At 70.8% G+C, this 23,993-nt stretch carries 16 protein-coding genes; 4 read left to right on the top strand and 12 right to left on the bottom strand.

All coding sequences use genetic code 11. The annotated features are described in order from the left end of the window. Positions 1–20: 20 nt before the first annotated feature. The 6 genes from ABZ796_RS10435 to ABZ796_RS10410 all read right to left on the bottom strand — a co-directional run bounded on the left by ABZ796_RS10435 (position 21) and on the right by ABZ796_RS10410 (position 9,034). A complete protein-coding gene (locus ABZ796_RS10435; RefSeq protein ID WP_357336704.1) occupies positions 21–1,028 on the bottom strand; it encodes a GNAT family N-acetyltransferase in 1,008 nt (335 codons plus the stop codon). 43 nt (positions 1,029–1,071) lie between these two features. Continuing rightward, positions 1,072–1,737 carry a YigZ family protein gene (locus ABZ796_RS10430; protein ID WP_357336702.1) on the bottom strand — a complete coding sequence of 222 codons (666 nt, stop codon included), beginning with the start codon at positions 1,735–1,737 and terminating at the stop codon, positions 1,072–1,074. Then, positions 1,731–2,510 carry a TSUP family transporter gene (locus tag ABZ796_RS10425; RefSeq protein WP_357336700.1) on the bottom strand — a complete coding sequence of 260 codons (780 nt, stop codon included), beginning with the start codon at positions 2,508–2,510 and terminating at the stop codon, positions 1,731–1,733. Before ABZ796_RS10425 ends, ABZ796_RS10430 begins: the two co-directional genes overlap by 7 nt. Before the next feature lie 111 nt (positions 2,511–2,621). Beyond that, positions 2,622–4,637, bottom strand: a complete 2,016-nt coding sequence (locus ABZ796_RS10420; protein WP_357336699.1) for a VWA domain-containing protein — start codon at positions 4,635–4,637, stop codon at positions 2,622–2,624. Positions 4,638–4,787: 150 nt separating this feature from the next. After that, the gene (locus ABZ796_RS10415; RefSeq protein WP_357336697.1) at positions 4,788–6,191 is read right to left on the bottom strand and encodes a magnesium chelatase; all 1,404 of its coding nucleotides are present in this window, start codon (positions 6,189–6,191) and stop codon (positions 4,788–4,790) included. Then, positions 6,188–9,034, bottom strand: coding sequence for a BTAD domain-containing putative transcriptional regulator (locus ABZ796_RS10410; RefSeq protein WP_357336696.1), 2,847 nt, complete (start codon positions 9,032–9,034; stop codon positions 6,188–6,190). Before ABZ796_RS10410 ends, ABZ796_RS10415 begins: the two co-directional genes overlap by 4 nt. 113 nt (positions 9,035–9,147) lie before the next feature. On the opposite strand from ABZ796_RS10410, the gene ABZ796_RS10405 reads away from it, so the two are divergent. Both ABZ796_RS10405 and ABZ796_RS10400 read left to right on the top strand, forming a co-directional pair. Continuing rightward, complete coding sequence (locus ABZ796_RS10405; RefSeq protein ID WP_357336694.1) at positions 9,148–9,573, top strand: YchJ family protein; 426 nt, start codon at positions 9,148–9,150, stop codon at positions 9,571–9,573. A gap of 96 nt (positions 9,574–9,669) precedes the next feature. Beyond that, the gene (locus tag ABZ796_RS10400) at positions 9,670–11,328 is read left to right on the top strand and encodes a histidine kinase (protein WP_357336693.1); all 1,659 of its coding nucleotides are present in this window, start codon (positions 9,670–9,672) and stop codon (positions 11,326–11,328) included. Between the two features lie 9 nt (positions 11,329–11,337). Here ABZ796_RS10400 and ABZ796_RS10395 read toward each other — a convergent pair whose 3' ends face one another. Genes ABZ796_RS10395 through ABZ796_RS10380 form a run of 4 tightly spaced genes read right to left on the bottom strand, consistent with a single transcriptional unit; the run spans position 11,338 to position 17,899 of the window. Continuing rightward, entirely contained in the window at positions 11,338–12,000 is a 663-nt protein-coding gene (locus tag ABZ796_RS10395; RefSeq protein WP_357336691.1) for a response regulator transcription factor, read from the bottom strand. Further along, positions 11,994–15,416, bottom strand: coding sequence for a thiol reductant ABC exporter subunit CydD (cydD, locus tag ABZ796_RS10390; RefSeq protein WP_357336689.1), 3,423 nt, complete (start codon positions 15,414–15,416; stop codon positions 11,994–11,996). Before cydD ends, ABZ796_RS10395 begins: the two co-directional genes overlap by 7 nt. A gap of 1 nt (position 15,417) precedes the next feature. Then, entirely contained in the window at positions 15,418–16,419 is a 1,002-nt protein-coding gene (cydB, locus tag ABZ796_RS10385; protein WP_357336688.1) for a cytochrome d ubiquinol oxidase subunit II, read from the bottom strand. A 10-nt stretch (positions 16,420–16,429) separates the two neighbouring features. Then, positions 16,430–17,899, bottom strand: a complete 1,470-nt coding sequence (locus ABZ796_RS10380) for a cytochrome ubiquinol oxidase subunit I (RefSeq protein ID WP_357336686.1) — start codon at positions 17,897–17,899, stop codon at positions 16,430–16,432. 441 nt (positions 17,900–18,340) lie between these two features. Here ABZ796_RS10380 and ABZ796_RS10375 point away from each other — a divergent pair, with 441 nt between their 5' ends. Beyond that, the gene (locus ABZ796_RS10375) at positions 18,341–20,905 is read left to right on the top strand and encodes a LuxR C-terminal-related transcriptional regulator (protein WP_357336685.1); all 2,565 of its coding nucleotides are present in this window, start codon (positions 18,341–18,343) and stop codon (positions 20,903–20,905) included. On the opposite strand, the gene ABZ796_RS10370 is transcribed toward ABZ796_RS10375, so the two are convergent. Then, positions 20,866–21,057: a hypothetical protein gene (locus ABZ796_RS10370; protein WP_357336683.1), complete on the bottom strand. Its 192-nt coding sequence runs from the start codon at positions 21,055–21,057 to the stop codon at positions 20,866–20,868. The genes ABZ796_RS10375 and ABZ796_RS10370 overlap by 40 nt on opposite strands. A 251-nt stretch (positions 21,058–21,308) precedes the next feature. Then, positions 21,309–22,709 (bottom strand): cystathionine beta-synthase, encoded by a 1,401-nt coding sequence (locus ABZ796_RS10365; RefSeq protein ID WP_357336682.1) that lies wholly within the window; start codon positions 22,707–22,709, stop codon positions 21,309–21,311. A gap of 87 nt (positions 22,710–22,796) precedes the next feature. Here ABZ796_RS10365 and ABZ796_RS10360 point away from each other — a divergent pair, with 87 nt between their 5' ends. Further along, positions 22,797–23,816 carry an SGNH/GDSL hydrolase family protein gene (locus ABZ796_RS10360; protein WP_357336681.1) on the top strand — a complete coding sequence of 340 codons (1,020 nt, stop codon included), beginning with the start codon at positions 22,797–22,799 and terminating at the stop codon, positions 23,814–23,816. The last annotated feature ends 177 nt before the right edge of the window (positions 23,817–23,993 follow it).

Below are 23,993 nucleotides of genomic sequence, written 5' to 3'. Positions count from 1 at the left end.
GCCTGTCGAAGGGTCGGCGTCTAGCCGCCCGGGCCCTGGACCGCGACGTCCTTGTGCCAGGACTCGGTGATGTAGTCGGTCACCCAGCCCATCGACTTGTAGAGCCCGTCGGCCCCGGTGGGGCTGTCGGCGTCGACCTCGAGCGAGACCCGGTCACGACCGCGCTCGATCGCGTCGCCGATGACCGCGTAGAGCAGCCCCTTGGCCACCCCGCGGCCGCGGGCGTTGCGGTTGACGCCGATGTACTCCACGTACGTCCCCTCGACCCCGGCCGCGTTGGCGGGCAGCACCGAGGCGACCAGCGAGCCGGCGGGCAGCTCGCCCTCAGGGGTATCGACGTAGGCGAGCCACCAGTGGTCCCAGCGGTGGCCGGGGTCCTCGCGGAGGCGCTGTACGAACTCCGGGAAGCTCTCCCGGTAGGAGTTGAAGTGGTCCTGGAAGGACTCCTCCAGGGTCTGGTGGACCGTCTGCAGGTCGGCCGCGACGGGCATCCCGTTCTCGTGTGTCTCGACCGGGCGGATCGTCACGCCCTCGCGCAGCGGGGGCACCGTCTCGTCGGGCAGGACCGGCCGGCTCATGTGCAGCCAGGTGCGCTTGTTGGTGAACCCCGCCGCGGCCAGCCACTCACGCTGCACGGTGTCGTCGGCGAACGGGCTGGCATCGAGGTGGGACTCGGCGATGCCGCGCAGCTCGGCCATCGATCGGGCCTGGTCCTCCAGCCACGCATAGAGCCCGGCCGCGACCTCGGCGGCCTGGGCGATGGTGCGGTCGACGTAGAGGTAGACGAGCGTGCGGCCAGCGGCGCGGTCGTGGGCGATGGCCCAGGCGCGGATGTCACCGTCAGGGTCGATCGCGACGATCTGCTGACGGGTCCAGGAGGCGGGCCCGGCGATCTCGCCGGTGATGGCGTCGGCGTCGACCTTCCCGGAGCCCTCGAACGGCGTCTTGTCGGCCGCCCGGAGCCTCAGCAGGGCGGGCAGATCGTCGAGGTCAGGGACCTTCGCCGTCCATCCGGCAGGGAGTTCCACGGGCGTCTCGCTATGGTCGCTCACCCGGCCATTCTCCCAAACGTCACCGAACGTCGACCCACTGGTCCGTGCCCGGGACCAGCACGGACGCGCCCGCGGTGAGTTCTGCGACGAGCGCTTCGAGGCGTTTCTCCTCGGCAGGCGGAGCCCCGATCCGCAGGGTCACAGCCGTGCCGTAGGTGGTCCCGAGGACGGTCACCCCGGAGGATCGCAGGTCGGTCTCGAGGCGGCCGGCGGCGTCGTACGGGGCCTCGATCTCATACTCCCGAACGAGCTCCCGCCGCAGCGTGCCGACCTCGTCGAGCGCGGTGCGGACGGCGTCGGAGTAGGCCCGGACGAGGCCACCCGCGCCGAGCAGCGTTCCGCCGAACCAGCGGGTCACCACGGCGACCGTGTCGGAGACGCCGGCGCCGCGGAGCACCTCGAGCATCGGTGCGCCCGCGGTTCCGGCCGGCTCGCCGTCGTCGTTGGAGCGCTCGACCGGTTGCGGCGGCGGGCCGATGACGCTGTGTTGGATCCTCATGGCAGAGCAGGTGTGGCGGGCGTCCCAGTGCTGCTTGCGCAACCGCTCGATCACCGCCCGCGCATCGGCCTCGTGCTCGACCCGGGTGAGCGTGCACAGGAACCGGGACCGCTTCTCCTCGATCTCGGCGGCGCCGTCACGCGCGATCGTCAGGTAGCCCGCCATCTCACCCCCGAAGTTCACCACAGTCCGAGCACGCTGCCACCGATGCGGATGATGAACCCGGCGACGACGACGATGAAGAAGACGCGTACGAACCCGGCTCCCTTCGCCACCGCCGTCCGCGCCCCGAGGTAGCCGCCGATCAGGTTGCACACGCCCATCACCAGGCCGGTCTTCCACAGCACCGCGCCCTGCGGGATGAAGACCACCAGGGCGGCGAGGTTGGTGGCGACGTTGGCCATCTTCGCCTTCGCGCTCGCCTCCAGGAAGGAGTAGCCGAGGAGGCCGACGAGCCCGATCACCAGGAAGCTGCCGGTCCCGGGGCCCAGCGCACCGTCGTAGAAGCCGACGGCGAACCCGACCGCCATCGCGCCGATCAGGTGGCGGTGACCGTCGTACCTCAGCTCCGTCACCTCGCCCAGGGACGGCTTGAAGAGCACCCACGCCCCGACCAGGATCAGCGCTATCAGGACGATGGGCTCGAAGACCGCCTCGGGAAGGTACGACGCCACCCCCGCCCCCAGCGCGGAGCCCGCGAACGCGAGGATCATGAGCGGGATGAAGGTCTTCGGGTCCGGCCCCACCCGCCGGTAGTAGGTCGCCGCACTGATCGAGGTGCCGAAGATCGAGGCCAGCTTGTTGGTCGCCAGGATCTGCACCGGCGCGGCACCGGGGAGGAACAGCAGCAGCGCCGGGAGCTGGATCAGCCCGCCCCCGCCGACCACCGCGTCCACATAGCCGGCGGCCAGGGCCGCGATGGCGAGAAGGGCTAATACGTTCAGCGTCTCCTCGGGCACGAGCGCAGGTTACGCGGCTGGATGCTCACCGAGTTAACTCGGTCGAGGTGCGGTTGCTTCGTGGAACTCCGCGAGGGGAGTGCCAGCTCACCGAGCTACCTCGGTGAACATTCAGCCGGCCCACCAGCCGCGGCCGCCGAACGCGTCCGGATACCCGCCATAGGTGTTCGACGTACGCCGTGCCGTCCTGTCGCCCAGATAGGACCCGACCACGGCAGCGCCGAGGTCGTCCAGCTCGGGCGCGACGACGCGGCCCTCGACGCGACGGGCCATGGAGTCGATGAAGCGGGCCAGACCGGGGTCGTCCCCGAGACGGAAGAAGGTCGTCTGGGCGCCGAGGCGGCGGGAGTTCTCCAGCTCCTCGACGGACCGCGCGATCGTCACCGGGTGCGGCGGGTAGGAGAACCAGACGTCGCCGCCCGGCTCCAGGTGGGCGGTGGGCTCGCCGTCGGTCACGATCAGGAGCACCGGCTGGGCGCCCGGGTGCTTGCGGAAGTGCCGGTTGGCGAGCAGCAGCGCGTGGTGCAGGTTGGTGCCCTTGTCCCAGATCGCGTCGAGGGCGGTCAGCTTCTCGATCTCCATCGTCTGGGCGTAGCGGCCGAACGAGATCAGCTGCAGGTCGTCGTTGCGGAACCGGCTCTTGACCAGGGTGTGCAGGGCCAGCGCGGTGCGCTTCATCGGCACCCAACGGCCATCCATCGCCATCGAGAAGCTGGTGTCGACGAGCAGGGCGACCGCTGCCTGCGTACGTGCCTCCGTCTCCTGCACCTCGATGTCGTCGACGCTCAGCCGCACGCCGGGACCGCGCCGCCCCTCGCCCACCTCGCGGATGACGGCGTTCGTGATCGTGCGAGGTACGTCCCAGGGCTCGGTGTCACCGAAGGCCCAGGGCCGCGAGGAGCCGGAGAGGTCGCCCGCCGCACCCGCACGCTGCAGGTCGCGTTCGCCCTGCCGTCCGGAGAGCCGCTGCGCGACGTCGCGGAGCAGGGCCTTGCCGAGCTGGCGCATCGCCTTCGGCGTGAGCCGGAGGTCGCCGTCGGAGCCGCGCTCGAGCTGGCCGGAGTCGCGCAGCGCCTGCTCGAGCTCCTGCAGGGTGCGCGCGTCGACCGCGGCCTGGTCACCGAGCTGCCGGGACAGGGCGTCGAGGTCGATGTCGTCGAGCCGCGAGCCGGCGTAGGACTGCTGGAGCTGCTCGGAGAGCTGATCGAGCTCGGCGATATCCTGCAGCACCCCGGTGCCGTCGCCGAGACCGAGGCCCTCGCCGCCGCCGAACTCCTCCGAGCCGTACCAGTCCTCGCCGGGCCGCGCGGCCTGCAGGTTGGCGTCGAGCTGTGCCATCTGCTCCATCAGCGCCGGCGACCCGAAAGCCTGCGCCGAGAGCTCCATGAGCTCGCGCCGCTGCTCGGCCGACATCGAGTTGAGCATCCTCTGCGCCGCCGCCGCGCGCTGCGCGAGGGTGTCGAGCAGCTCGTCGATGTTCTGCGGGTTCTCGGGGAAGTGCTGGCCGTGCTCGGCCATGAACTCCTCGAAGTCCTCGGGGGTGTCCTCGCCGCGGTTGTGCTTCTCGAGGAGCTCGTTGAGGTCGCGGAGCATCTCCGCGATCGCCTCGCGGTCCTCGTCCGTGGCGCCTTCGAGGGCCTGCTTCATCCCGGCGAACCGCTGGTCGAGGAGCTCGCGGCCGAGCAGGTCCTTGATCTCCTCGTAGGCCTCGCGGGCCTCGCGTGAGGTCCAGTCGTAGGAGGAGAGCTCGCTGACCGCGGCGGCGGTGTTCGGGGAGAGGCTGTCGATCTGCATCTCCCGGAACGCACGGTCGCCGTCGTCCATGGTGACGTCGCGGGCCAGCTGCTTGCGCTCCTCGAGGACCGCCCTGTCCAGCAGCTCACGCACCTGCTCGAGCGTGCCGTCGAGGTTGTGGCGCTGCAGCAGCTCACGACGCCTCTCGGCCACCTGTCGGGCGAGGTCGTCCAGGCCGCGCTGGTCCTGTCCCCCGCGCCGCAGGAACTCCCGCATCGCCCGCTCGGGCGAGTAGCCGGACATCACGTCCTCGCCGATCGCGTCCAGCGCCTCGGCGATGTCGACCGGCGGAGCGAGCGGGTCACCCCCGGCGTACTTCTTGTAGCGGCTCATCACTGCCCCGCTGGTTGAGCCGGATTCGTAAGGGACGAACGAATCCGTGTCGAAACCAACACAGTAGCTCGATGTGTTGGTCTCGACACGCCTCCGCCTAGCAGCTCCGAGGTCTGAACGAAGTGGCCTTCGACCAGCGGCGGCGTCTGCTCAGCCATAGATCGTCTCTCCGTCGGCCGTGTCCTTGCCGATCTTTCTGGCCAGGAACAGGCCTTCCAGGGCCAGCTCCACCGCGCTGGCGAGCTGGCCGTCGTTCTTGGGGCCGCCGGTGGCCTCGTAGACGCGGTCGCCGATCTGGTCGTAGAGGTCGGACTCGCCCAGAACGGGGAGGCCGGCCAGGAACTCGCCGGCCGCGACCTTGGTGCCGGTGGTGACCATGCGGCCGTCCTCGATGGCGTCGACGAGCAGCGCGAAGTCGAGGCCGCGGAAGGACTTGCGGACGGTCTCGGCGATGGCCGTACGCAGCAGGTGGGTGAGGATCTCGGCCTCGCGGCCCTCCTCACCGGACTCGAACTCGATCTTGCCGGAGAGCACCTCGACGGCCGTCTCCAGGTCGACGAGACGAGCAACCGCATCGGGCTCCCCCGCCACGGTGGCGCGGTGCAGCGCCGCGGCGGCGACCGTCTCGGCGCCGGCGATCGAGAAGCGCGCCGAGACGCCGGAACGCTGATCGACCGCAGAGGATGCACGCAGGTGACGGGTGAAGACGGCGAGGATCTCGAGGAGGTGGTCCGGCACATCGGCGACTAGGGCGGCCTCCTGCCGGATGACCGCCATCTCCGCGGCGAGCTCGCGCGGGTAGTGGGTGCGGATCTCGGCGCCGAAACGGTCCTTGAGCGGCGTGATGATCCGGCCGCGGTTGGTGTAGTCCTCCGGGTTCGCGGAGGCCACCACCAAGAGGTCGAGAGGCAGCCGCAGCACGTAGCCACGGATCTGGATGTCGCGCTCCTCCATCACGTTGAGCATCGCGACCTGGATCCGCTCGGCCAGGTCGGGCAGCTCGTTGATCGCGACGATGCCGCGGTGGGAGCGCGGGATCAGGCCGAAGTGGATCGTCTCCGGGTCGCCCAGCGAGCGCCCCTCGGCGACCTTCATCGGGTCGACGTCGCCGATCAGGTCGGCCACGGACGTGTCGGGGGTGGCCAGCTTCTCCGAGTAGCGCTCGGAGCGGTGCTTCCACGCGACCGGCAACGCGTCACCCTGCTCCGCAGCCGCCCGCTGGGAACCGACCGAGACCGGCTCGTAGGGGTGCTCACCGAGCTCGGAACCCTCGATGACCGGGGTCCACTCGTCGAGCAACCCCACCAACGTACGCAGCAGCCTGGTCTTGCCCTGACCACGCTCGCCGAGCAGGACGACGTCGTGCCCGGCGATCAGCGCACGCTCGAACTGGGGGATGACGGTGTCCTCCAGGCCGTGCAGCCCGGGCCAGGGGTCCTCTCCCGCTGCCAGCTTCGCCAGCAGGTTGTCGCGGATCTCCTCGCGGAGCGACTTGAACACATGGCCGCTCGCGCGAAGCTGGCCGAGGGTGCTGATCGTGGGTGCGGCAGTCACGGACGCAACGCTACGCCGCCGCCCAACCCCTGGGCGGTCTCGGCGTCGGCGTCCCGATCCGCGGATGTCGAGGACCCGACGCTGGCGAGCAGGTCCTCGACCCGCTCGCGGGTCAGCGCGGTGCGGTCGAGCTCCCCCACCTCGTCGAGGATCGCGACGACCTCGTGCAGCGTCACCCGGGCCTGTGCGACCCGGTCGGTCTCGCGCTCGATCACGGCGCGGCGGACGAGGACGTTGGCCTCACCCCACCTGTTGCGCTCCTCGAGGCGGTGGGTCAGCTCCAGCCGCAGGTGGGTCTCGGCCTCGGCGAAGCGCCGCAGTCCGATCAGGGCGTCGACCAGAGTCATCCGCGGCGAGGCGGAGGAGTCGACGTCGACCGGCCCGAAGCCGATCTCTTCCTCGACCAGTCGCGCGGCGTCCTCGTAGCGCTCCATCCGGACGTAGACCTCGGCCAGGCCGATCAGGCTGCCGCGGGCGCGGTCGTCCATCCCGGCCGCATCCGCGACGGCGTACGCCTCCTCGAGGACCGCGACGGCCTCGTCGAGGGAGCCGATCATGCTCAGCGCCTGGCCACAGTTGGACAGCGCCATCTCCAGACCGGCCGCGGTCCCGGCCTCGCGGAACACCTCCGCGGCGCCACGGAACTCCGAGATCGCCCGGGTCAGGTCGCCGACCCGCGCCCGACTGATCCCGACCTGGTTGCGGATGTAGGCCGCATCGACGTGCTGGCCCGCGCGGAGGGCGGCGTCGAGGCCGAGCTCCTGAAGCGGGACGGTCTCGGCGGGCGGGTGCCGCATGGAGAGGCTGAACATCTTGTTGACCAGCTGGTAGGCGGGGCCCAGCAGCCCCGCGCGCACGCCGAGACGTACGGCGCTGCCCATGGTCAGCCACTCCCGGTCGCCCCAGGCGCGGGCCTGCTGCGAGGTGGCGAAGCTCAGCGGCGTCACCCCGTCGACGACAGGGTCGAGACTCATCAGCCGGAAGGACCGGCCGTCGGCCTCGGAAGCCGCGACCAGGGAGTGGGTGTACCAGCTCAGCAACCGCAGCAGCGCCTCACCGGACTCCTCCTCGGAGCCCATCTCCAGGGCGTAGTCGCGGATCAGGTCGTGGAGCACGAAACGCCCGGGGCGGTGCTCACGGACGAGGTTGGCGTCGACCAGCTTGTCGACCAGGCGCCGGGCGGTGGCGATGTCGGCGGCGAAGAGCGCCGCCATGGCGGGCATCCCGATCTCGTGACCCGGGCGCAGGCCGAGCAGGCGGAAGGCACGCCGCGACTCCTCGTCGAGGGAGTCGTAGGACCAGGAGAAGACCGCACGCAGGTCGGAGATGGGGTCGAGCGGCGCCTCCAGCGCCGCCAGCCGGCTGGTCTCGCCGTCGAGCTGGGCGACCAGGTCGGTCAGCGGCAGGTCGGGGTAGCGGCTGCAGCGCTCGGCCGCGACGGCGAGAGCGAGCGGCAGGTGGCCACATCTGTCCGCCAGGGCGCGTACGTCCGCCTCGTCGGCCGTCCGGTCGATGAGGCGCTGCCTGAGGAAGGCCGCCGACTCCGTCGGGGCGAGCGTGTCCAGCGCGAGCCGGCGAGCGCCCTCGCGGGTGGCCAGGCCACGCAGCTGGCTCCGGCTGGTCACCAGCACCAGCGAGTCCCCACCCGGCAGCAGCGGTCGCACCTGGGCGGAGTCGCGAGCGTTGTCGAGCACGAGGAGCATCCGTCGCTGCGCGAGGGTCGTACGCAGCAGGGCCGAGGCCGCATCCACCTCGGCCGGCATCGAGGCGGCGTCGACGCCGAGCCCGATCAGCAGGGTGGTGAGCGCCTGGGCGTGCGAGAGCGGCTCGCCCGGCCCGAAGCCGCGCAGGTCGATGAAGAGCTGACCGTCGGGGAAGTGCTCGGTCCTTGCCCGGGCCCAGTGCACCGCGAACGCCGTCTTGCCCACCGCCCCGATGCCGTGCACGGCGACCACGCTCGGCCAGCCGGCGTCGTGGGAGATGGTCACCGCGTCGAGCAGCCGGAGCTCGGCCTCACGACCGGAGAAGCTGGGGATGTCGGCCGGCAGCTGTCTCGGGACCAGGTCCTCCTCCGAGACGCGCTGCGCGGGCACGGTCGGCTGGCCCCGGGAGGCCTCCGCGGCCGGCGAGGAGCCGGCCAGCAGCCGGGTGAACGTCGCGCGCAGCTCCGCGCCAGGGTCGGCGCCGAGCTCGTCGGCCAGCCGCGCCCGGACCTCTTCATAGGCCTCCAGCGCCTCGGCGGTGCGGCCGGCGGCGTCCAGCGCGTCCAGAAGCACCACCCACAGGGACTCCCGCAACGGATGGTCGCCCACCACCCGGCGCACGTCGGCGACCGCCTTCGCGGCCCGGCCCGCGGCGATGTCGAGCTCGGCGCGATGCTCCAGCGCGGCGAGGTAGCGGTCGACCAGCCACGGGCGGGTCCGCTCGGCCAGCGAGTCCCCGGACGGTTCGTCGAACGGCTCGGCGCGCCACAGCGCGATGGCCTCCTCGAGCCGGTCGTAGGCCTCCGGCCCCTCGGCCGCGTCGAGCAGGTCGATGAAGGTGAGCGCGTCCACCGAGGAGCGCGGCAGGTCGAGGATGTAACCGCCGGCGGCGCGACGTACGACCTCCTTGCCGAGCACGCGACGCAGCCGCCCGATATAGGTGTGGAGGCTGCCGCGTGGGTTGTCGGGGAGCTCCTCGCCCCAGATCCGGTCGGCGAGCAGGTCGGCGGAGACGGGCGTGCCGGCCTCCAGGGCCAGCAACGACAGCAACGTACGCGGGCGTCGCCCCGGGACCTCCACGGTCTCCCCCGCACGCGTGACGATCAGGGGGCCCAGCAGACAGATGTTCACATCCGTCACCGATGCACCCCCGCCGTCCCGAGCCGTACGCGCCTGAGAGCCACCCCCACACCATAGACGGGGCGCTCCGGGCCTACGAGGAGAATGCGTCCTTTCCGGTACACAATGGGCGCATGTCCCCCTTCGGCCGCACCGCCACCGATTCGCCCCTCGCTCAGGAGTGCCCGTGCGGCAGCGGGCGACGCTATGCCCTGTGCTGCCACCGGCTGCACCGCGGCGGCGCTCTGGCCGAGACCCCGGAGGAGCTGATGCGCAGCCGCTACGCGGCGTACGCCCTCGGGGACTGGGACTACATCTTCCGCACCTGGCACCCGGGAACCCGCCCCGACGACTTGGGCGTGGCCGCCCCCGACTCGCGGCTGACGTGGACGGGGCTGGAGATCGAGGGCTCCGGGCTCGACGACGACACCCACGGCTGGGTCGCGTTCCGGGCGTCCTACCAGGCACCGTCGGGCGACGGGGTGCTCGCCGAGCACAGCCGGTTCGAGGTCCGTGCCGGACGATGGTTCTATGTCGACGGCGAGATCGCGAGTCAATGACCAAACGCAAGCATTCGCGTGAGTTTGAGGCAGACAGTGGAGAAACTGTTGCCGATATGTGGACGCGACAGGGTCTCGCACGACAGACTCTGACAAGTGACCACTGACGCGACCGAGGACCTGACCGGTCTCGAGCCATCGGCGCGCTCGCTCTTGGACGCGGTCATCGCGATGTCGAGCGAGCTCGATCTGAGCGCCATGCTCGAGAGAATCACCCGCTCCGCCTGCGAGCTGACCGGGGCCAGCTATGGCGCCCTGGGCGTGCTCGGCCTCGACGGTGACCTGCAGGACCTGATCACCTACGGCCACCAGCAGGAGCCGACGCTGCAGGTCGTGGGCAGGAGCCGCGGCCGCCGGGCCCGCGTCGATGTCGACGTCGATGTGGATGTGGACGTCGACGAGGACGCCGAGCCGGCATCTACGACCCGGCCCCGGGGAATCACCGCCCCCGAGGCGCTCCGGATGCTCACACCGCGTACGCCTGACGGCGGCAGCCACGCGCTGCGTACGGGCGACCCCGGCAAGCGCAAGTTCATCGAGGTGCCGCTACGCATCGACGAGCGCGACTTCGGCCACCTGCTCCTGTCCGAGAAGGTCGGCGGTGCCGACTTCACCAGCCACGACGAGCAGCTCGTCGTCGCCCTGGCCCGTGCCGCCGGCGCTCAGATCGACAAGGTGCGCGAGCTCGAGCTCAGCGAGCAGCGCCGCAAGTGGCTCGAGGCGAGCGCCGCGCTCAGCCGCGCCCTGACCCCGCCGCTGGACCACCTGGTCGCGCTCGAGCGGATGTGCGAGACCGCGCTGCCCCTGATGCGCGCAATCGGCGTCGGTGCCGGCACCCGGATCGAGCATGGCCTCGTCTCCGGCGTCGCTGCCGCGCCCGGCCAGGAGGAACGGGTCCGGGCCGTGACCGAGAAGGTCCCGCTCCTGATCGACCGTCGCATCGTCGAGCCACTCGACCTCGAGGTCGACGGGCTCTACGTCGTGGTCGCCCCGGTGCGCTCCTCGCTCGCCGGCCGCGGCGCGCTGCTCGCGATCTACGACAACGCCGGCGCCGCCCACGACGAGCACGAGCGCGAGCTCTTCTTCGGCTTCGCAGGCCAGGCCGCCCTCGCCCTGGACCGCCTCCGTGCGGTCGAGGACCGCGCCGATCTCGCGGTCATCACCGACCGTGACCGGATCGCCCGCGACCTGCACGACGTGGTCATCCAGCGTCTCTTCGCGATCGGGCTCCAGCTCGAGACACTGGGCCGCAACCCGCAGCGGGTCGAGGATCTGCCCAAGCGGCTCTCGGAGCAGGTCGACGCGTTGGACCAGACCATCAAGGACGTACGCGGCTCCATCTTCGACCTCAGCAACCACGATGCCTCCTCGCTGCGCGCGCAGGTGCGCGAGGTCGTGCGCGAGTACGCGGGCGTCATGGACTTCACCCCGGAGATCAAGATCACCGGTCCGGTCGACACCGCGGTGCCCGACTCGGTCCGCAACCACCTGCTGCCGGTCCTGCGCGAGGCCGTCTCCAACCTCGCCCGGCACGCCCAGGCCCACAGCGCCCAGATCGAGCTGACCCTTCAGGACGACGAGATCAAGCTGGTCGTACGCGACGACGGCGGCGGTGTCCCCGAAGAGGCCGAGGAGAGCGGGCTGAAGAACGCCCGCTGTCGCGCGGTCCAGCTCGGCGGTCAGCTCGAGATCGGCCCCCGCTCCCCCAGCGGCACCGAGCTCGTCTGGCAGGTGCCGATCACCGCTGGGGTCTGAAGCTGCTTCTCACTGACCCTTGCGGGGGTGGAGGAGCTCCTTGGCCATCAGCGCCGCCTGGGTGCGCCGCTGCACACCGAGCTTGGCCAGGATGCTGGAGACGTAGTTCTTGACCGTCTTCTCGGCCAGGAACATCCGGCCGGCGATCTCGCGGTTGGTCAGGCCCTCGCCGATGAGCGCGAGCAGGCGCTTCTCCTGGGGCGTGAGCGCCTGCATCTGCGGCGACTCGCCGTCGGGGTTGCGCATCTTCTCCATGACCTTCGCGGTCATCAGCGGGTCGAGCAGCGAGCCGCCGCCGGAGACGGTACGGATCGCCTCGACCAGGTCGTTGCCGCGGATGTCCTTGAGGACGTACCCCTTGGCTCCGGCCATGATCGCCGAGAAGAGCGCCTCGTCGTCGTCATAGGAGGTCAGGATGAGCGCGAGCATGTCGGGGTAGGCCGCACGGACCTCACGGCACACCTCGATCCCCGAGCCGTCGGGCAGGCGGGCGTCGAGCACGCAGACGTCCGGCTGGATACGGTCGATGTCCTCGCGTGCCTGGGCGGCGGTGCCACCCTGGCCGACGACGGCGATGTCGTCATGACTGTCGAGCAGCGTCGTCAACCCTTGGCGCACGACCTCATGGTCGTCGAGCAGGTAGACCCGGATCGTCCTCGTCTCGGTCAACACCGTCTCACTTCCCCCATTCGTTGAAGGGAGACCACGGTATCGGTCAGCCCCAGTCCGGTCGATGTGTGAGTCATCCACAGTACAGTTTTCGTGCCGCCAAGCGGACCAGGCTTCGCACCGGGTTCCGCGCCGGGCTGTGCTCCTGGCTCTGCGCCGCCGGTCGAGCCATCCTCCCGCGCGAGCACCTCACGCGCCAGCGACGCGGCGGTCGCGGTGTCCAGATGAGCCAAAGGTTCATCCAGAACCAGGACCTTGTGCCCCGCCAGCAGCGACCTCGCCACCGCCAGCCTGGCCCGTTCGCCCCCGGAGACCTCCGCGCCGCCGTCGCCGAGCCTGGTCCGCATTCCGGCGGGGAGGGCGTCGAGCCAGTCGCCGAGGTGGGCGCGCCGGATCGCCTGCTCCACCTCGTCGTCGGTGGCTCCGGGGCGCGCGAGACGGACGTTCTCGACGAGGCTGGAGGCGAAGACGTGCGGGTCGTCGTCGACGAGACCCACGATCCGGCGTACGTCCTGTGGGTCCAGGTCCCGCGTCGACCGGCCGCCGAGCGTGATCGTGCCGGTGTCCTGATCGAGGAAGCGCAGCAGCAGCGCGGCCAGGGTGCTCTTCCCGGAGCCGGAGGGTCCGACGATGCCGATCCGCGCGCCGGGCTCGACGTGCAGGTCGGGGATCTCGACGCTCGGGCCGCCGCCGGGGCGAGCGGTGACGCCGGTGATCGTGATCGTGGTGTCGTCGCTGGGCTGCTCCGGGTGCTCCGGGGGCGCGACCGCGGGGCGGCGGCCGGTGAGATCGTCGAGACGGCGCTGGGCGGCCCGGGTGCGGGCCCGAGCAGCGCCTGCGTCGGCGAGAGTCGCCGCCGGCTCGGCCAGCGCCAGCGGGACCAGGGTGAGGAGCGCGAGCATCGGGCCGCTGCCGACGGTGGTGTAGGCGGCGGTCGCGGCAACCGCCGCGCCGGCGGTGATCAGCACGACGGCCTTGGCCACGGACGAGGCGGCCGCGGCGGTCGTGGTCGCTCTCGTGGCGGTGCGGGCCAGACCGTCGAGGGCATCCAGGACCGGCTCGGCCGCCTGCCACATCCGGCGCTCGATCGCCGTCTGGGTCGCCTCGACCACCTGCTCGGACACCTTCGCGCGCGCCGTGACCGAGATGCGCTCGGCGCGTGCTGCCCCGGCGTACGCGATCCCGAAGGCGGCGGCCGCCGCCAGCACCGTGGCCGCGGTGAAGGCGGCGCCGACCGGGTCGATGAGCGCGGTCGCCAGGACCGCGAGGGCAGCCACGACGGCGTACTCCCGGATCGGCAGCCGCACCCGCAGCTCCTCGTCGAGCACCGCGTCGACGTCGTCGACGACGTTGGCCAGCACGTCTCCCCTTCTGCCCGGGAGCGCGCCCGGCACCAGCGGCACCAGCGCGTCGTAGATCTCCACCCGCCGCCTGGCCAGCAGCCTCAGCGCACTGTCGTGCGACCACAACCGCTCCAGGTAACGCAGCACCGGCCGCGCGATCCCGAACGTACGCACCCCCACCATCGCCGCCACCAGCGTCATGATCACCGGGTGGTACGACGCCTTGATGATCAGCCATCCCGCCAACGCCGTCAGCGCCACCCCCGACGCCCAGCTCAGCCCGCCGACCACCGCCGACCCCCACAACGCCACCCGCGCCGAATCCTCACTTCTGGCAGCCGAATCGGTGGTTGTGGCGGGCGAATCGGTAGTTGCGGGGGACGAAACTCGACTTTCGTCGGTCATTTCTGCCGTCTCGGCGACCGCTTCTACGGTTTCGGCCGCCACTTCTACGGTTTCGGCAGAGAGGGTGAGGACCTGGTCGGCGATGTCGATGAGGGCCGGGCGGTGGGCGACGAGGACGACGGCGCGATCGCGGGCGAGGTCGGTGACGGTGTCGGCGATGATCCGCTCGGTATCGGGATCGAGGTGGGCGGTCGGCTCGTCGAGGAGGACCCAGGGGCGATCGGAGAGTACGACGCGGGCCAGTGCCAGACGGGCTCGCTCACCGGCCGAGAGGGAACGGCCGTCCTCGGCCAGGTCGGCGCCGAGACCACCGGGGAGGTCGGCGATCCGGTCGGCCAGCGCGACCCGCTTCAACACCTGCCACAGGTCGCTCTCGGTCGCCTGCGGCGACCCCAACCGCAGGTTGTCGGCGATCGTCCCGTTGACGAACACCGGACGCTGAGGAAGATAGGCGAACCGCCGCCTCCACTCATCGCCCGCCGCCGGTGTCTGCCCGTCGAGCTCCACGGCACCTTCGTACGTCTCCTGCAGACCGGCGATCGTCGCCAGCAACGTCGACTTCCCGCAACCGCTCGCACCCACGATCGCGGTGATCCCCAGCTCCGGGATCGTCGCCGAGATCGGCGCCAGCGCCGGCCGCTCCCGGTCGGGGTAGGTGATGGAGAGGTCATCGAGATGTAGCTCGGATGGCGACCGTGTTGGTTTCGACACCGGCTCGCTGGCGCCCGCCGGGCTCGACCAACGGTGCGCAGTGAGGTCTGCGGTCGCCTCGAGGGTGGCCGTACCTTCGGCGGCGGCGTGGAACTCGGTGCCGACGCGACGCAGCGGCCAGTAGGCCTCGGGGGCGAGCAGCAGGACCACGAGCGCCGTCTGCAGGTCGACGGAGCCGGCGGCGAGCCGTACCCCGATGATGACCGCCACGAGCGCGACGGAGATGGTGGCGACGAGCTCGAGCACGGCCGAGGAGGCGAACGCGATCTTCAGGGTCTCGAGGGTGCGGCGGCGGTAGCGGTCGGTGATCGTGGCGATCACACGCGACTGGGCGGTCGCCCGGCCGAAGGCGACCAGGGTCGGCAGGCCCTTCATCACGTCGAGGAAGTGGCCGGCCAGCGCCGACATCGCCCGCCACTGGCCGGCCGCCTGGTCCCGCGTGGCCAGGCCGACCAGAACACCGAAGATCGGGATCAGCGGCAGCGTGAGCCCGACGATGAGACCGCTGAGCGGGTCGGTCCAGACGATCACCGCGAGCACCATCACCGGCAGTACGCACGCCAGCACCAGCGCCGGCACGTAGCGCGTCAGATAGGGCTCGGCGGCCGAGACGCCGCGGGTGGCCAGGGCCGACAACGAGCCCGAGCGGCCGGCCCGGCCGCGCAGGATCGCTCCGACCACCCGGCGCCGCAGGTCCGCCCCGACGACGCCGGCTGCCCGCGCCCCGGCCACGTCGGAGACCATCCCGACCACGGCACGCCCGGCGAAGACACCCACGACCGCCAGGGCCCAGCCGCTCACCGACCCGGTGCCGCGGATCGCGGAGATGAGCAGGCCGGTGACGGCGTACGTCTGGGCGATCAGCAGCACCGCCCCCAGCACCCCGGCCGCGACCACCACCGCCAGTGGCCGGCGGGCGACGATCAGCTGGGTGCGAAGGCGTGGGTCGTTCGGACGCATCTCAATGAGCGGCGGGGATGTGATGGATCGAGATCCGCTTGCGGAAGATCCAGTACGTCCAGGCCTGGTAGCCCACCACGATCGGCGTGAACACCGCCGCGACGATGGTCATCAGCTTCAGCGTGTAGGGCGTCGCCGAGGCGTTCGTCGTGGTCAGCGAGTTCGCGACGTCGGTGCTCGAGGGCATCACGTCGGGGAAGAGCCCCACGAAGAGCCCGGCCACGGCCAGCCCGATCGCGAGGAAGGTGCCGGCGAAGGCACGCCCCTCCCGACCGACGTACGCAGCCGCCAGCCCGCCCACCAGCGCCAGCGCGGCCAGGACGAAGACCACCGCGGTCGCCACGTTGCCGGTCAGCACCTGCGTCCAGATCAGGAACACCACGGCGAGCACCGCCGCGACGGCCCCGACCTTGAGCGCCAGCGCGCGAGCCCGGCCGCGGATCTCGCCATCGGTCTTGAGCGCGATGAACAGCGCACCGTGGGTCACGAACAGGGACAGCGTGACGAGCCCGCCGAGCAGGCCGTACGGGTTCAGCAGCGTCAGCACCGTGCCGGTGAACTCGAAGTCGGCGTCGATCGGCACCCCGCGCACGATGTTGGCGAAGGCCACACCCCACAGGAACGCCGGGACGTAGGACCCGAAGATCACCGCGCGGTCCCACCAGCCGGCCCAGGTGACCGAGGGCCGCTGGTGGCGATACTCGAAGGCGACGCCACGCACGATGAGCGCGATCAGGATGAGGAACAGCGGCAGGTAGAAGCCGGAGAACAAGGTGGCGTACCACTCCGGGAAGGCCGCGAACGTCGCGCCACCCGCGGTCAGCAGCCAGACCTCGTTGCCGTCCCAGACCGGGCCGATCGTGTTGATCATGACGCGGCGCTCGCGGTCGTCACGGGCCAGCACGGGGAGCAGCATCCCGACGCCGAAGTCGAAGCCTTCGAGGACGAAGTAGCCGATCCACAGCACGGCGATGAGGCAGAACCAGATTGTCGTGAGTTCCATCGCAGGCTCCTCAGTACGCGAAGTTCATCGGCTCGTCGGCATCCGTGTCGGAGCCGCGCAGGGACGGTGAAGGTGGCTCGACGAACGGGTCCGGCCCCTTCTTCACGTACTTGATGAGCAGCCCGACCTCGACCACCGCGAGCACGGCGTAGAGCAGCGTGAACCCGATCAGCGACATCCACACCTCCCAGGGTTCGACCCCGGGCGAGACCCCGTTGGCCGTGGTCAGCACCCCGAAGACCACCCACGGTTGGCGCCCCATCTCGGTGAAGATCCAGCCCATCGAGTTGCCCAGCAGCACCATCACCGGCGCCGAGATCGCCAGGGCCGGCAGGAAGCGCCCGACCAGCCCCGAAGGCGTACGTCCCCGGCGGGTCAGCCAGAGCACCGCCAGCCCGACGAGACTGCCGACGACGCCCAGGCCCATCATCCAGCGGAAGGTCCAATAGGTGACCGGGATGTTGGGGGTGTAGTCGCCGGGCGAGTAGTAGGTCGCGCCTGGCGTCGACCCGTAGGTCTCCCGGTACTTCTCCTGCAGGTCGTAGATGCCCTCGACCTTGCCGTCGAAGGTGCCGGTGCCGAGGAAGGAGAGCACGCAGGGCACCTCGAGGGCCCACTTCTCGTGCTTCCCGTCGCGGGTGCCGATGGTCAGGATCGAGAACGGCGCGCACGAGTCCGAGGTCTCCCACAGCGCCTCGGCGGCCGCCATCTTCATCGGCTGCACCTCGGTCATGATCTTGCCCTGGATGTCACCCGAGACCGCGACACCGATGCCGGAGAAGACCATGATCCAGGCCGCCAGCACCATCCCGCGCCGGTGCATCGGGCGGTCGGCGTTGTTCTCACCGGGCCGGCGCAGGTAGAGCCAGCCCAGGATGCCGATCATGAAGGCGGCCGAGGTCAGGTAGGCGGCGAGGATGACGTGCGGGAACGTGCCCAGCTGCACCTTGTTGAACATCACCGCCCAGAAGTCGGTGAGCTCGGCGCGGCCGGTGACCTCGTTGAACTTGTAGCCCACCGGGTGCTGCATCCAGGAGTTGGCCGCCAGGATGAACCATGACGACGCCAGGGTGCCGAGGTGGACGATCCACATGCATGCGTTGTGCAGCGCCCGCGGCAGCTTGTCCCAGCCGAAGATCCAGAGTCCGAGGAAGGTCGACTCCAGGAAGAAGGCCAGCAGCGCCTCGATCGCCAGCGGCGCCCCGAAGACGTCCCCCACGAAGCGGGAGTAGTCCGACCAGGTCATCCCGAACTGGAACTCCTGCACGATCCCGGTGACCACACCGAGCGCGAAGTTGATCAGGAAGAGCTTCGCGAAGAACTTCGTCAGCCGAAGCCACTCAGGGTTCTTCGTACGCAGCCAGATCGTCTCCAGCACGGCGACGAGCATGGTGAGTCCCACCGTGAGCGGGACGAACAGGAAGTGGTAGACGGTCACGATGCCGAACTGCCACCTGGCTAACTCCAGGACGCTGTCCACGTCAGTCACTATGTCACTGGTGCCCCACGCACCTCAGCACCCCCTCCGGAGCGGGTACGTTTCTTGTGAGCCACCGCACCCCGACCTGTTGCGGGCACAAAGAAACCGGCCGCCCTGGGCTCGAGGTCACGACCGCGGGGGGATGATCGCGACCTCGAGTCCGGGACGGCCGGGCTCTTCAGGTCCTGGTGCCACCAGGACCGCATGCAGATGGGGGAGCTGATGCGGCAACCTGGTGTCACTCAGTGGTTCAGGCCGAGGAGAACCTCAGCCCGTGAGATCACTATCTCACCATCTGCGCCCAGACGTTGCGGTCTCGGACGGACTGTTTACGTACTGTAAACAGGTAACCTGCTTATCAGTAGACCTAATACGCGGGCGATACAGCGTCCCCACAGAAAATCCGGTATGCATTTGGATGTACCTTGAGGTGGGGTGAGCATGTCGGATCGCGAAGGTGTCCTCGCGAGAGTCGTCGACGAAGTCATCGACTACGTCGGCGCGGGCCTGAGCGTCCATGTCGTGGGTCCCCGCGGATCCGGCCGCAGCGAGCTCTGCTCCCTGGTCGCCGGCCGGCTCGAGGACGAGGGCAGGTCCGTGCTCCAGCTCAGCGGCCACCGCGCCTGGCAGAACGAGCCGTTCGCCGCGCTGACCGCCGCCGGCATCGGCAGCGCGACGCCCACCGGTCCTCGTCGCACCGTCGGCGAGATGACCACGGCGCTGAGCAAGCAGCTCGGCAACGGCACCGTCCTGGTGGTCGACGACGCCGACGCGCTCGACACCTACTCGGTCGGAGCGCTGCGCAACATCCACCGCCAACGACGCCTCCTGGCCGTGACCAGCAGCCGCCACCAGCACCCCGTCGCCGAGAACACACTGATGCTCGGCATCGCTCCGTCGGTCCAGGTGCGCTCCCCCGCGCTCGAGGTCGACGAGGTGCACGAGGTGTGCCGCAAGATCCTCGGCGGCCCGGTCGAGGCAGGGTCCCTGGCCCGGATCGCGATGGCGACCGGCGGCCTGCTCGGCCTGGTCCGGGCCATCGCCACCGTCGGGCCCCGGGCGGGGGTGCTGGAGCAGCTCGACGGACTGTGGCGGCTGCCGCGGCGTACGGGCTGGGCCCCTGAGCTTGCCTCGGCCGTCGAGCCCCTGGTCGCCGGGCTCGACCAGCCCGCCTGGGACGGCGCGACCGCACTCGCGGTGACGGGTCCGGTGCCGCTGGACGAGGCCGAGAAGATGCTCGAGCGCACCGTGCTCGACGCGCTCTTCGCCCATGGCCTGGCTCGGCACAGCGAGGACGGCCCGGGCAGCGGCGTCGTGGGCCTCTACCCGCCGCTCATCGGCGACTACCTGATCACCGAGGGCTCGGCGTTCGGCCTGGTGATCGCCCGCAACCACCTCGCCGCCGAACAACCGCTCCTCGACTACGCCAACCACCGGCCCCGCGGCGCCGATGCCGCCCTGCTCCACCAGCGCTCGCTGCGGCAGACGGCCGACGAGGTCTCCCGGGCGCGCCGCTCCTGGACCGAGATGCCCTCGGCCGAGACGGCGCTGCCGCTGCTGGTCGCGCTCCGCAACACGGCGGCGCCTCGCGACCAGATCGAGGAGGTCGAGCGGCGTACGCCGTTGACCGACGCCCAGGAGTCGGCCTGGATGCTGGCCTGGTTCGCCACCTGGAAGGCGGTCGAGCTGGGCGACCTCGACGCCGCCAAGGCCGTGCTCGACGACGGGCTGAGGCGGCTGCCCACCTTCGCCGCGACGCTCGAGGCCTCCCGCGCCCATCTGCAGTTCCAGACGGAGTACGTCCCGGAGGTGCCCACGGTCGAGCCCGACCCCCGCGACACGGTCGGCCCCGAGATGCTCGGGGTCGTCGCCGCCGAACGCCTCCTCGCCTCCGGGATGGTCGAGCAGGCGCGCAACCTGCTGGAGAGCCAGCACCCACAGAACCCGCAACCCGCCGGGCTGCACGCCTTCCTCATCGGGCTCGCCGACATGCTCGGCGGCGACCTGGAACGCGGCATCGACTTCGCCCGCGAACAGCTCGAGGCGGCCACCCAGAGCTCGAGCGCGATGCTCATCCAGGCCCACGCGTACCTCTGCGTGCTCGGTCTGAGCATCGCCGGCCGGCTGACCGAGGCGAGCCAGGCTGCGTTCCAGAGCCTCTCCTCCTCGAGCGTCGCGGCCTACCGCGACGTCGCCCACACCGGCATCCTCACCCTCGGCGCCGAGATCGCGATGGCGCAGGGCCGTCCGGAGTACGCCCGCAGCCTCGCCTCCCAGATCGGCGGCGCGAAGGTGGCCTTCGGCCCCTGGCCCGGGATGATGGCCAGCATCATGGCACCGGCCAGCGGCCGGATGCCGAGCCTCAAGGAGCTGTGCGAGCTCGTCGGCCAGCGGCTGGACGCCGGCTACGTCACCGGCGGCATCTTCCTCGCCGTCGAAGCGGTCGAGCGCGGCGCCAACGAGAACAAGCACATCACCCGGGCCGCGAGTCTCGCGACAGGCACCGAGAGCCCGCTGCTGCAGGGCATGGGGGCGTACGCGGCGACCACCGCGGCCGGCGACGTCGACGGCCTGCGTGAGGCGATCGTGAAGCTCGCCGATGCGGGTGCCCTGGTGTTCGTGACCAGGGCGGCGATCTCGCTGGCGATCCTCCAGCGCGAGGCCGGTGACCTCGCCGGCGCCGCCGAGACGCTCGACACCGCGTGGGAGCGCTCCGAGATCTCCGGCAGCCGAGCCGGCATGTTCCGGCGCGCGGCCGTCCACATCGGGCTCTCCGGGCGGGAGAGCGAGGTGCTCCGGCTGCTTCCGGAGGGTCCCACCACCGCGTCGCTGGCCGCGGACCTGGAGATGAGCACCCGCACCGTCGAGACCCACCTGCACAACATCAGCCGCAAGACCGGGGTCTCCGGGCGCGAGGACCTCGCCCGGGTGGCCGACACCTGGTTGCGACCGGCGCCGAACGGCGACTACTCAGCCGGGGTCAGGCACTTCACCAGCGGCTCGTAGAGCTCCTTGCTGGCCTTCTGGTCGGCCTCCGAGAGATCCTCCGGGCTGATCTTGGACACGTCCTCGGCCTCGACCAGAAGGCGTACCGCCTCGTCGGAGAGGTCCGAGTCGTAGTAAGTCTTCGCCAGGCACGCCGCCTGCTTCTCGCTCACCTGGTCGCCGCTGCTCTGGGTGATCTGACCTTCGATGTCCGCGACGCTGGGCCGATCGCCACCACTACTGCTGCCGTCGCCACCTCCGCAAGCGGTCAGCGAGAACAGCGTGCTCAGAAGGGCCGCGGCGATGGCGGACCGGCGATGCCGACTGCCTCGGACTCCGCTTCGGCGCGTGTGGGGTTGCGCGATCATGACCACGCATCATGGCGTACGCCACCCTCCCCCGCTACGGGAGGGTGGCGGTGACCTCAGGAGCTGGTGAGGAAGAAGAGCAGGTCCTGGCGAGTGAGGACACCGACGGGCTTGCCGTCCTCGTGCACCAGCAGCGCGTCGGAGGAGCCCAGGGTGTGGGCCGCGTCGTGCGCGTCGGCGCCGGAGCCGATCGAGGGCAACGGCGGGGACATGTGCTCCTCGACGGAGTCGGTGAGCTTGGCCTTGCCCGTGAACAGCGCCTCCAGCAGGGTCCGCTCCGAGACCGAGCCCGCGACCTCGGCGGCCACGATCGGCGGCTCGGCACGCACGACGGGCATCTGCGAGACGCCGTACTCCTGCAGGATGTGGACCGCCTCGGCGATCGTCTCGCCGGGGTGGGTGTGGACCAGGTCGGGCAGCCGGCCGGACTTGCCACGCAGCACGTCGCCGACGGTCTGCTTGCCCGCCTCGCCGGTCGCGAAGCCGTACTGCGCCAGCCAGTCGTCGTTGAACACCTTCGTCAGGTAGCCGCGCCCTGAGTCGGGAAGCAGCACGACGATCACGGCGTTCTCGCCCTCCGGCGTGCCGGCCAGCTCGGCGGCGAGCTGCTTGGCGGCGTACGCCGCCATGCCGGCGCTGCCGCCGACCAGCATCTGCTCCTCGCGGGCGAGCCTGCGGGTGTAGGCGAAGGAGTCGGCGTCGGAGACCTCGATGATCCGGTCGGCGACGTCGCGGTCGTACGTCTCCGGCCAGAAGTCCTCACCGACGCCCTCGACCAGGTAGGGCCGCCCGGTGCCGCCGGAGTAGACGCTCCCGGCGGGATCGGCGCCGATCACCTGCACCTCAGGGTTCTGCTCCTTGAGGTAGCGGCCGATCCCGGAGATCGTGCCGCCGGTGCCGACACCGGCCACGAAGTGGGTGATCTTCCCCTCGGTCTGGCGCCAGATCTCGGGGCCGGTCTCCTCGTAGTGGGAGCGGGGGTTGTTGGGGTTGGCGTACTGGTTCGGCTTCCAGGCCCCGGGCTGCGAGGCGAGCCGGTCGCTGACGTTGTAGTAGGAGTCGGGGTGCTCCGGCGGCACGGCCGTGGGCGCGACGACGACCTCGGCGCCGTAGGCCTTCAGCACGTTGCGCTTGTCCTCGCTGACCTTGTCGGGGCAGACGAAGATGCACTTGTAGCCCTTCTGCTGGGCCACCATCGCCAGGCCGACACCGGTGTTGCCGGATGTGGGCTCGACGATCGTACCGCCGGGCTTGAGCTCGCCCGACGCCTCGGCTGCCTCGATCATCCTGGTGGCGATGCGGTCCTTCACGGATCCGCCCGGGTTGAGGTATTCCACCTTGGCCAGAACCAGGGGTCCCTGGCCGGGCTCAGAGGCCCCGGCGCCGTCCAGCGCACGCCCCAGCCGCACGAGCGGAGTGTTGCCAATAAGGTCGAGAAGCGAGTCCACGTACTCCATGGCCACAGCGTATGTCCACTAGGTGAGATCCCCTATATCCCGATACTGAGTGCCCGGTATGAGGGCAAAGACTTTAGAGTGGTCCCCGTGGCGAAGAAGAGTCTGGCACGCAAGACCGCGTACGCCGGCGGGGGTGTTCTGGCCGCGACGGCCGCGTTCGCCGGAGTCCTCGTCGCGGAAGCGGCCCTCGCCGTGCGGGCGACCCATCAGGTCAAGATGCCGGTCGCACCCTCCCCGACCGGGTGGTACGGAGCACGTCACCCCGGTCGACCGATCAACATCGCCCTGCTCGGGGACTCGAGCGCGGCGGGCTACGGGATGACCGAGGTCGAGGACACGCCCGGTGCCGTCCTCGCCTCCGGTGTCTCCGAGAAGGCACGCCGGCCGGTGCGCCTGCACGACCTCTCCGAGATCGGCGCGAAGTCCTCCGACCTGCACCCGCAGGTCGAGAAGGCGATCGCCGCCGACGCCGACATCGCGGTCATCCTGGTCGGCTCCAACGACGTGATCCGCCGGGTGCGTCCCCGGGTCGCGGTGAGCCACCTCGCCCAGGCCGTCATCCGGCTCCAGGACGCGGGGGTGCGGGTGCTCGTCGGCACCGTCCCCGACCTCAGCACCGCCACCCCGATCCTGCCGCCGCTGCGCTCGATCATGCGGGCCTGGTCGATCCGGATCGCCGCCGGCCAGATGTTCCACGTCGTCCGTGCGGGTGGCCACACGGTGTCGCTGGGTGACGTCCTCGGCCCGGCCTTCAAGGCCACCCCGGCGTTCTGGTTCGGCGCCGACCAGTTCCACCCCTCCGCCGCCGGCTATCACGCCCTCGGCGAGGTGCTGGTGCCGCCGACGCTCTCGGTGCTCGGCCTCGTCGGCGACGAGAACGCCATCCTGGAGACCTACAACGGCAAGCAGGTGATGCCGCTGGCGGCAGCCTCCCTCCGCGCCGTCATCCGGCCAGGAACCGAGATCGACCCGGCCCCGCGCCCCCGTGGCCGCGTCGGCCGCAACTGGGCCCGTGCCCGGTCCTTCGAGAACGAGCAGCGCGAGCCTCGCCGCGGCGAGCGCCCCGCCGAGACTCCCCCGGTCGCCGAGTCGCAACCCGCCCGCTAGCCCGCTGGTCGAGCCCGTCCCGCGCTGGTCGAGCCCGGCGAGCGCCAGCGAGCCGGTGTCGAGACCAACACGGTCCCCTCCGCGCTCGATAGGACCGTGTTGGTCTCGACACGCCTCCGCCTAGCGGCTCCGGCGGCTCGACCCGCGAAAACGAGGACCGCCCCCCGCCATGGCGGC

The sequence above is a fragment of the Nocardioides sp. NPDC047086 genome (genome assembly GCF_040643685.1).
Classification (GTDB): domain Bacteria; phylum Actinomycetota; class Actinomycetes; order Propionibacteriales; family Nocardioidaceae; genus Nocardioides.
This window is presented reverse-complemented; position numbering and strand designations above follow the sequence as displayed.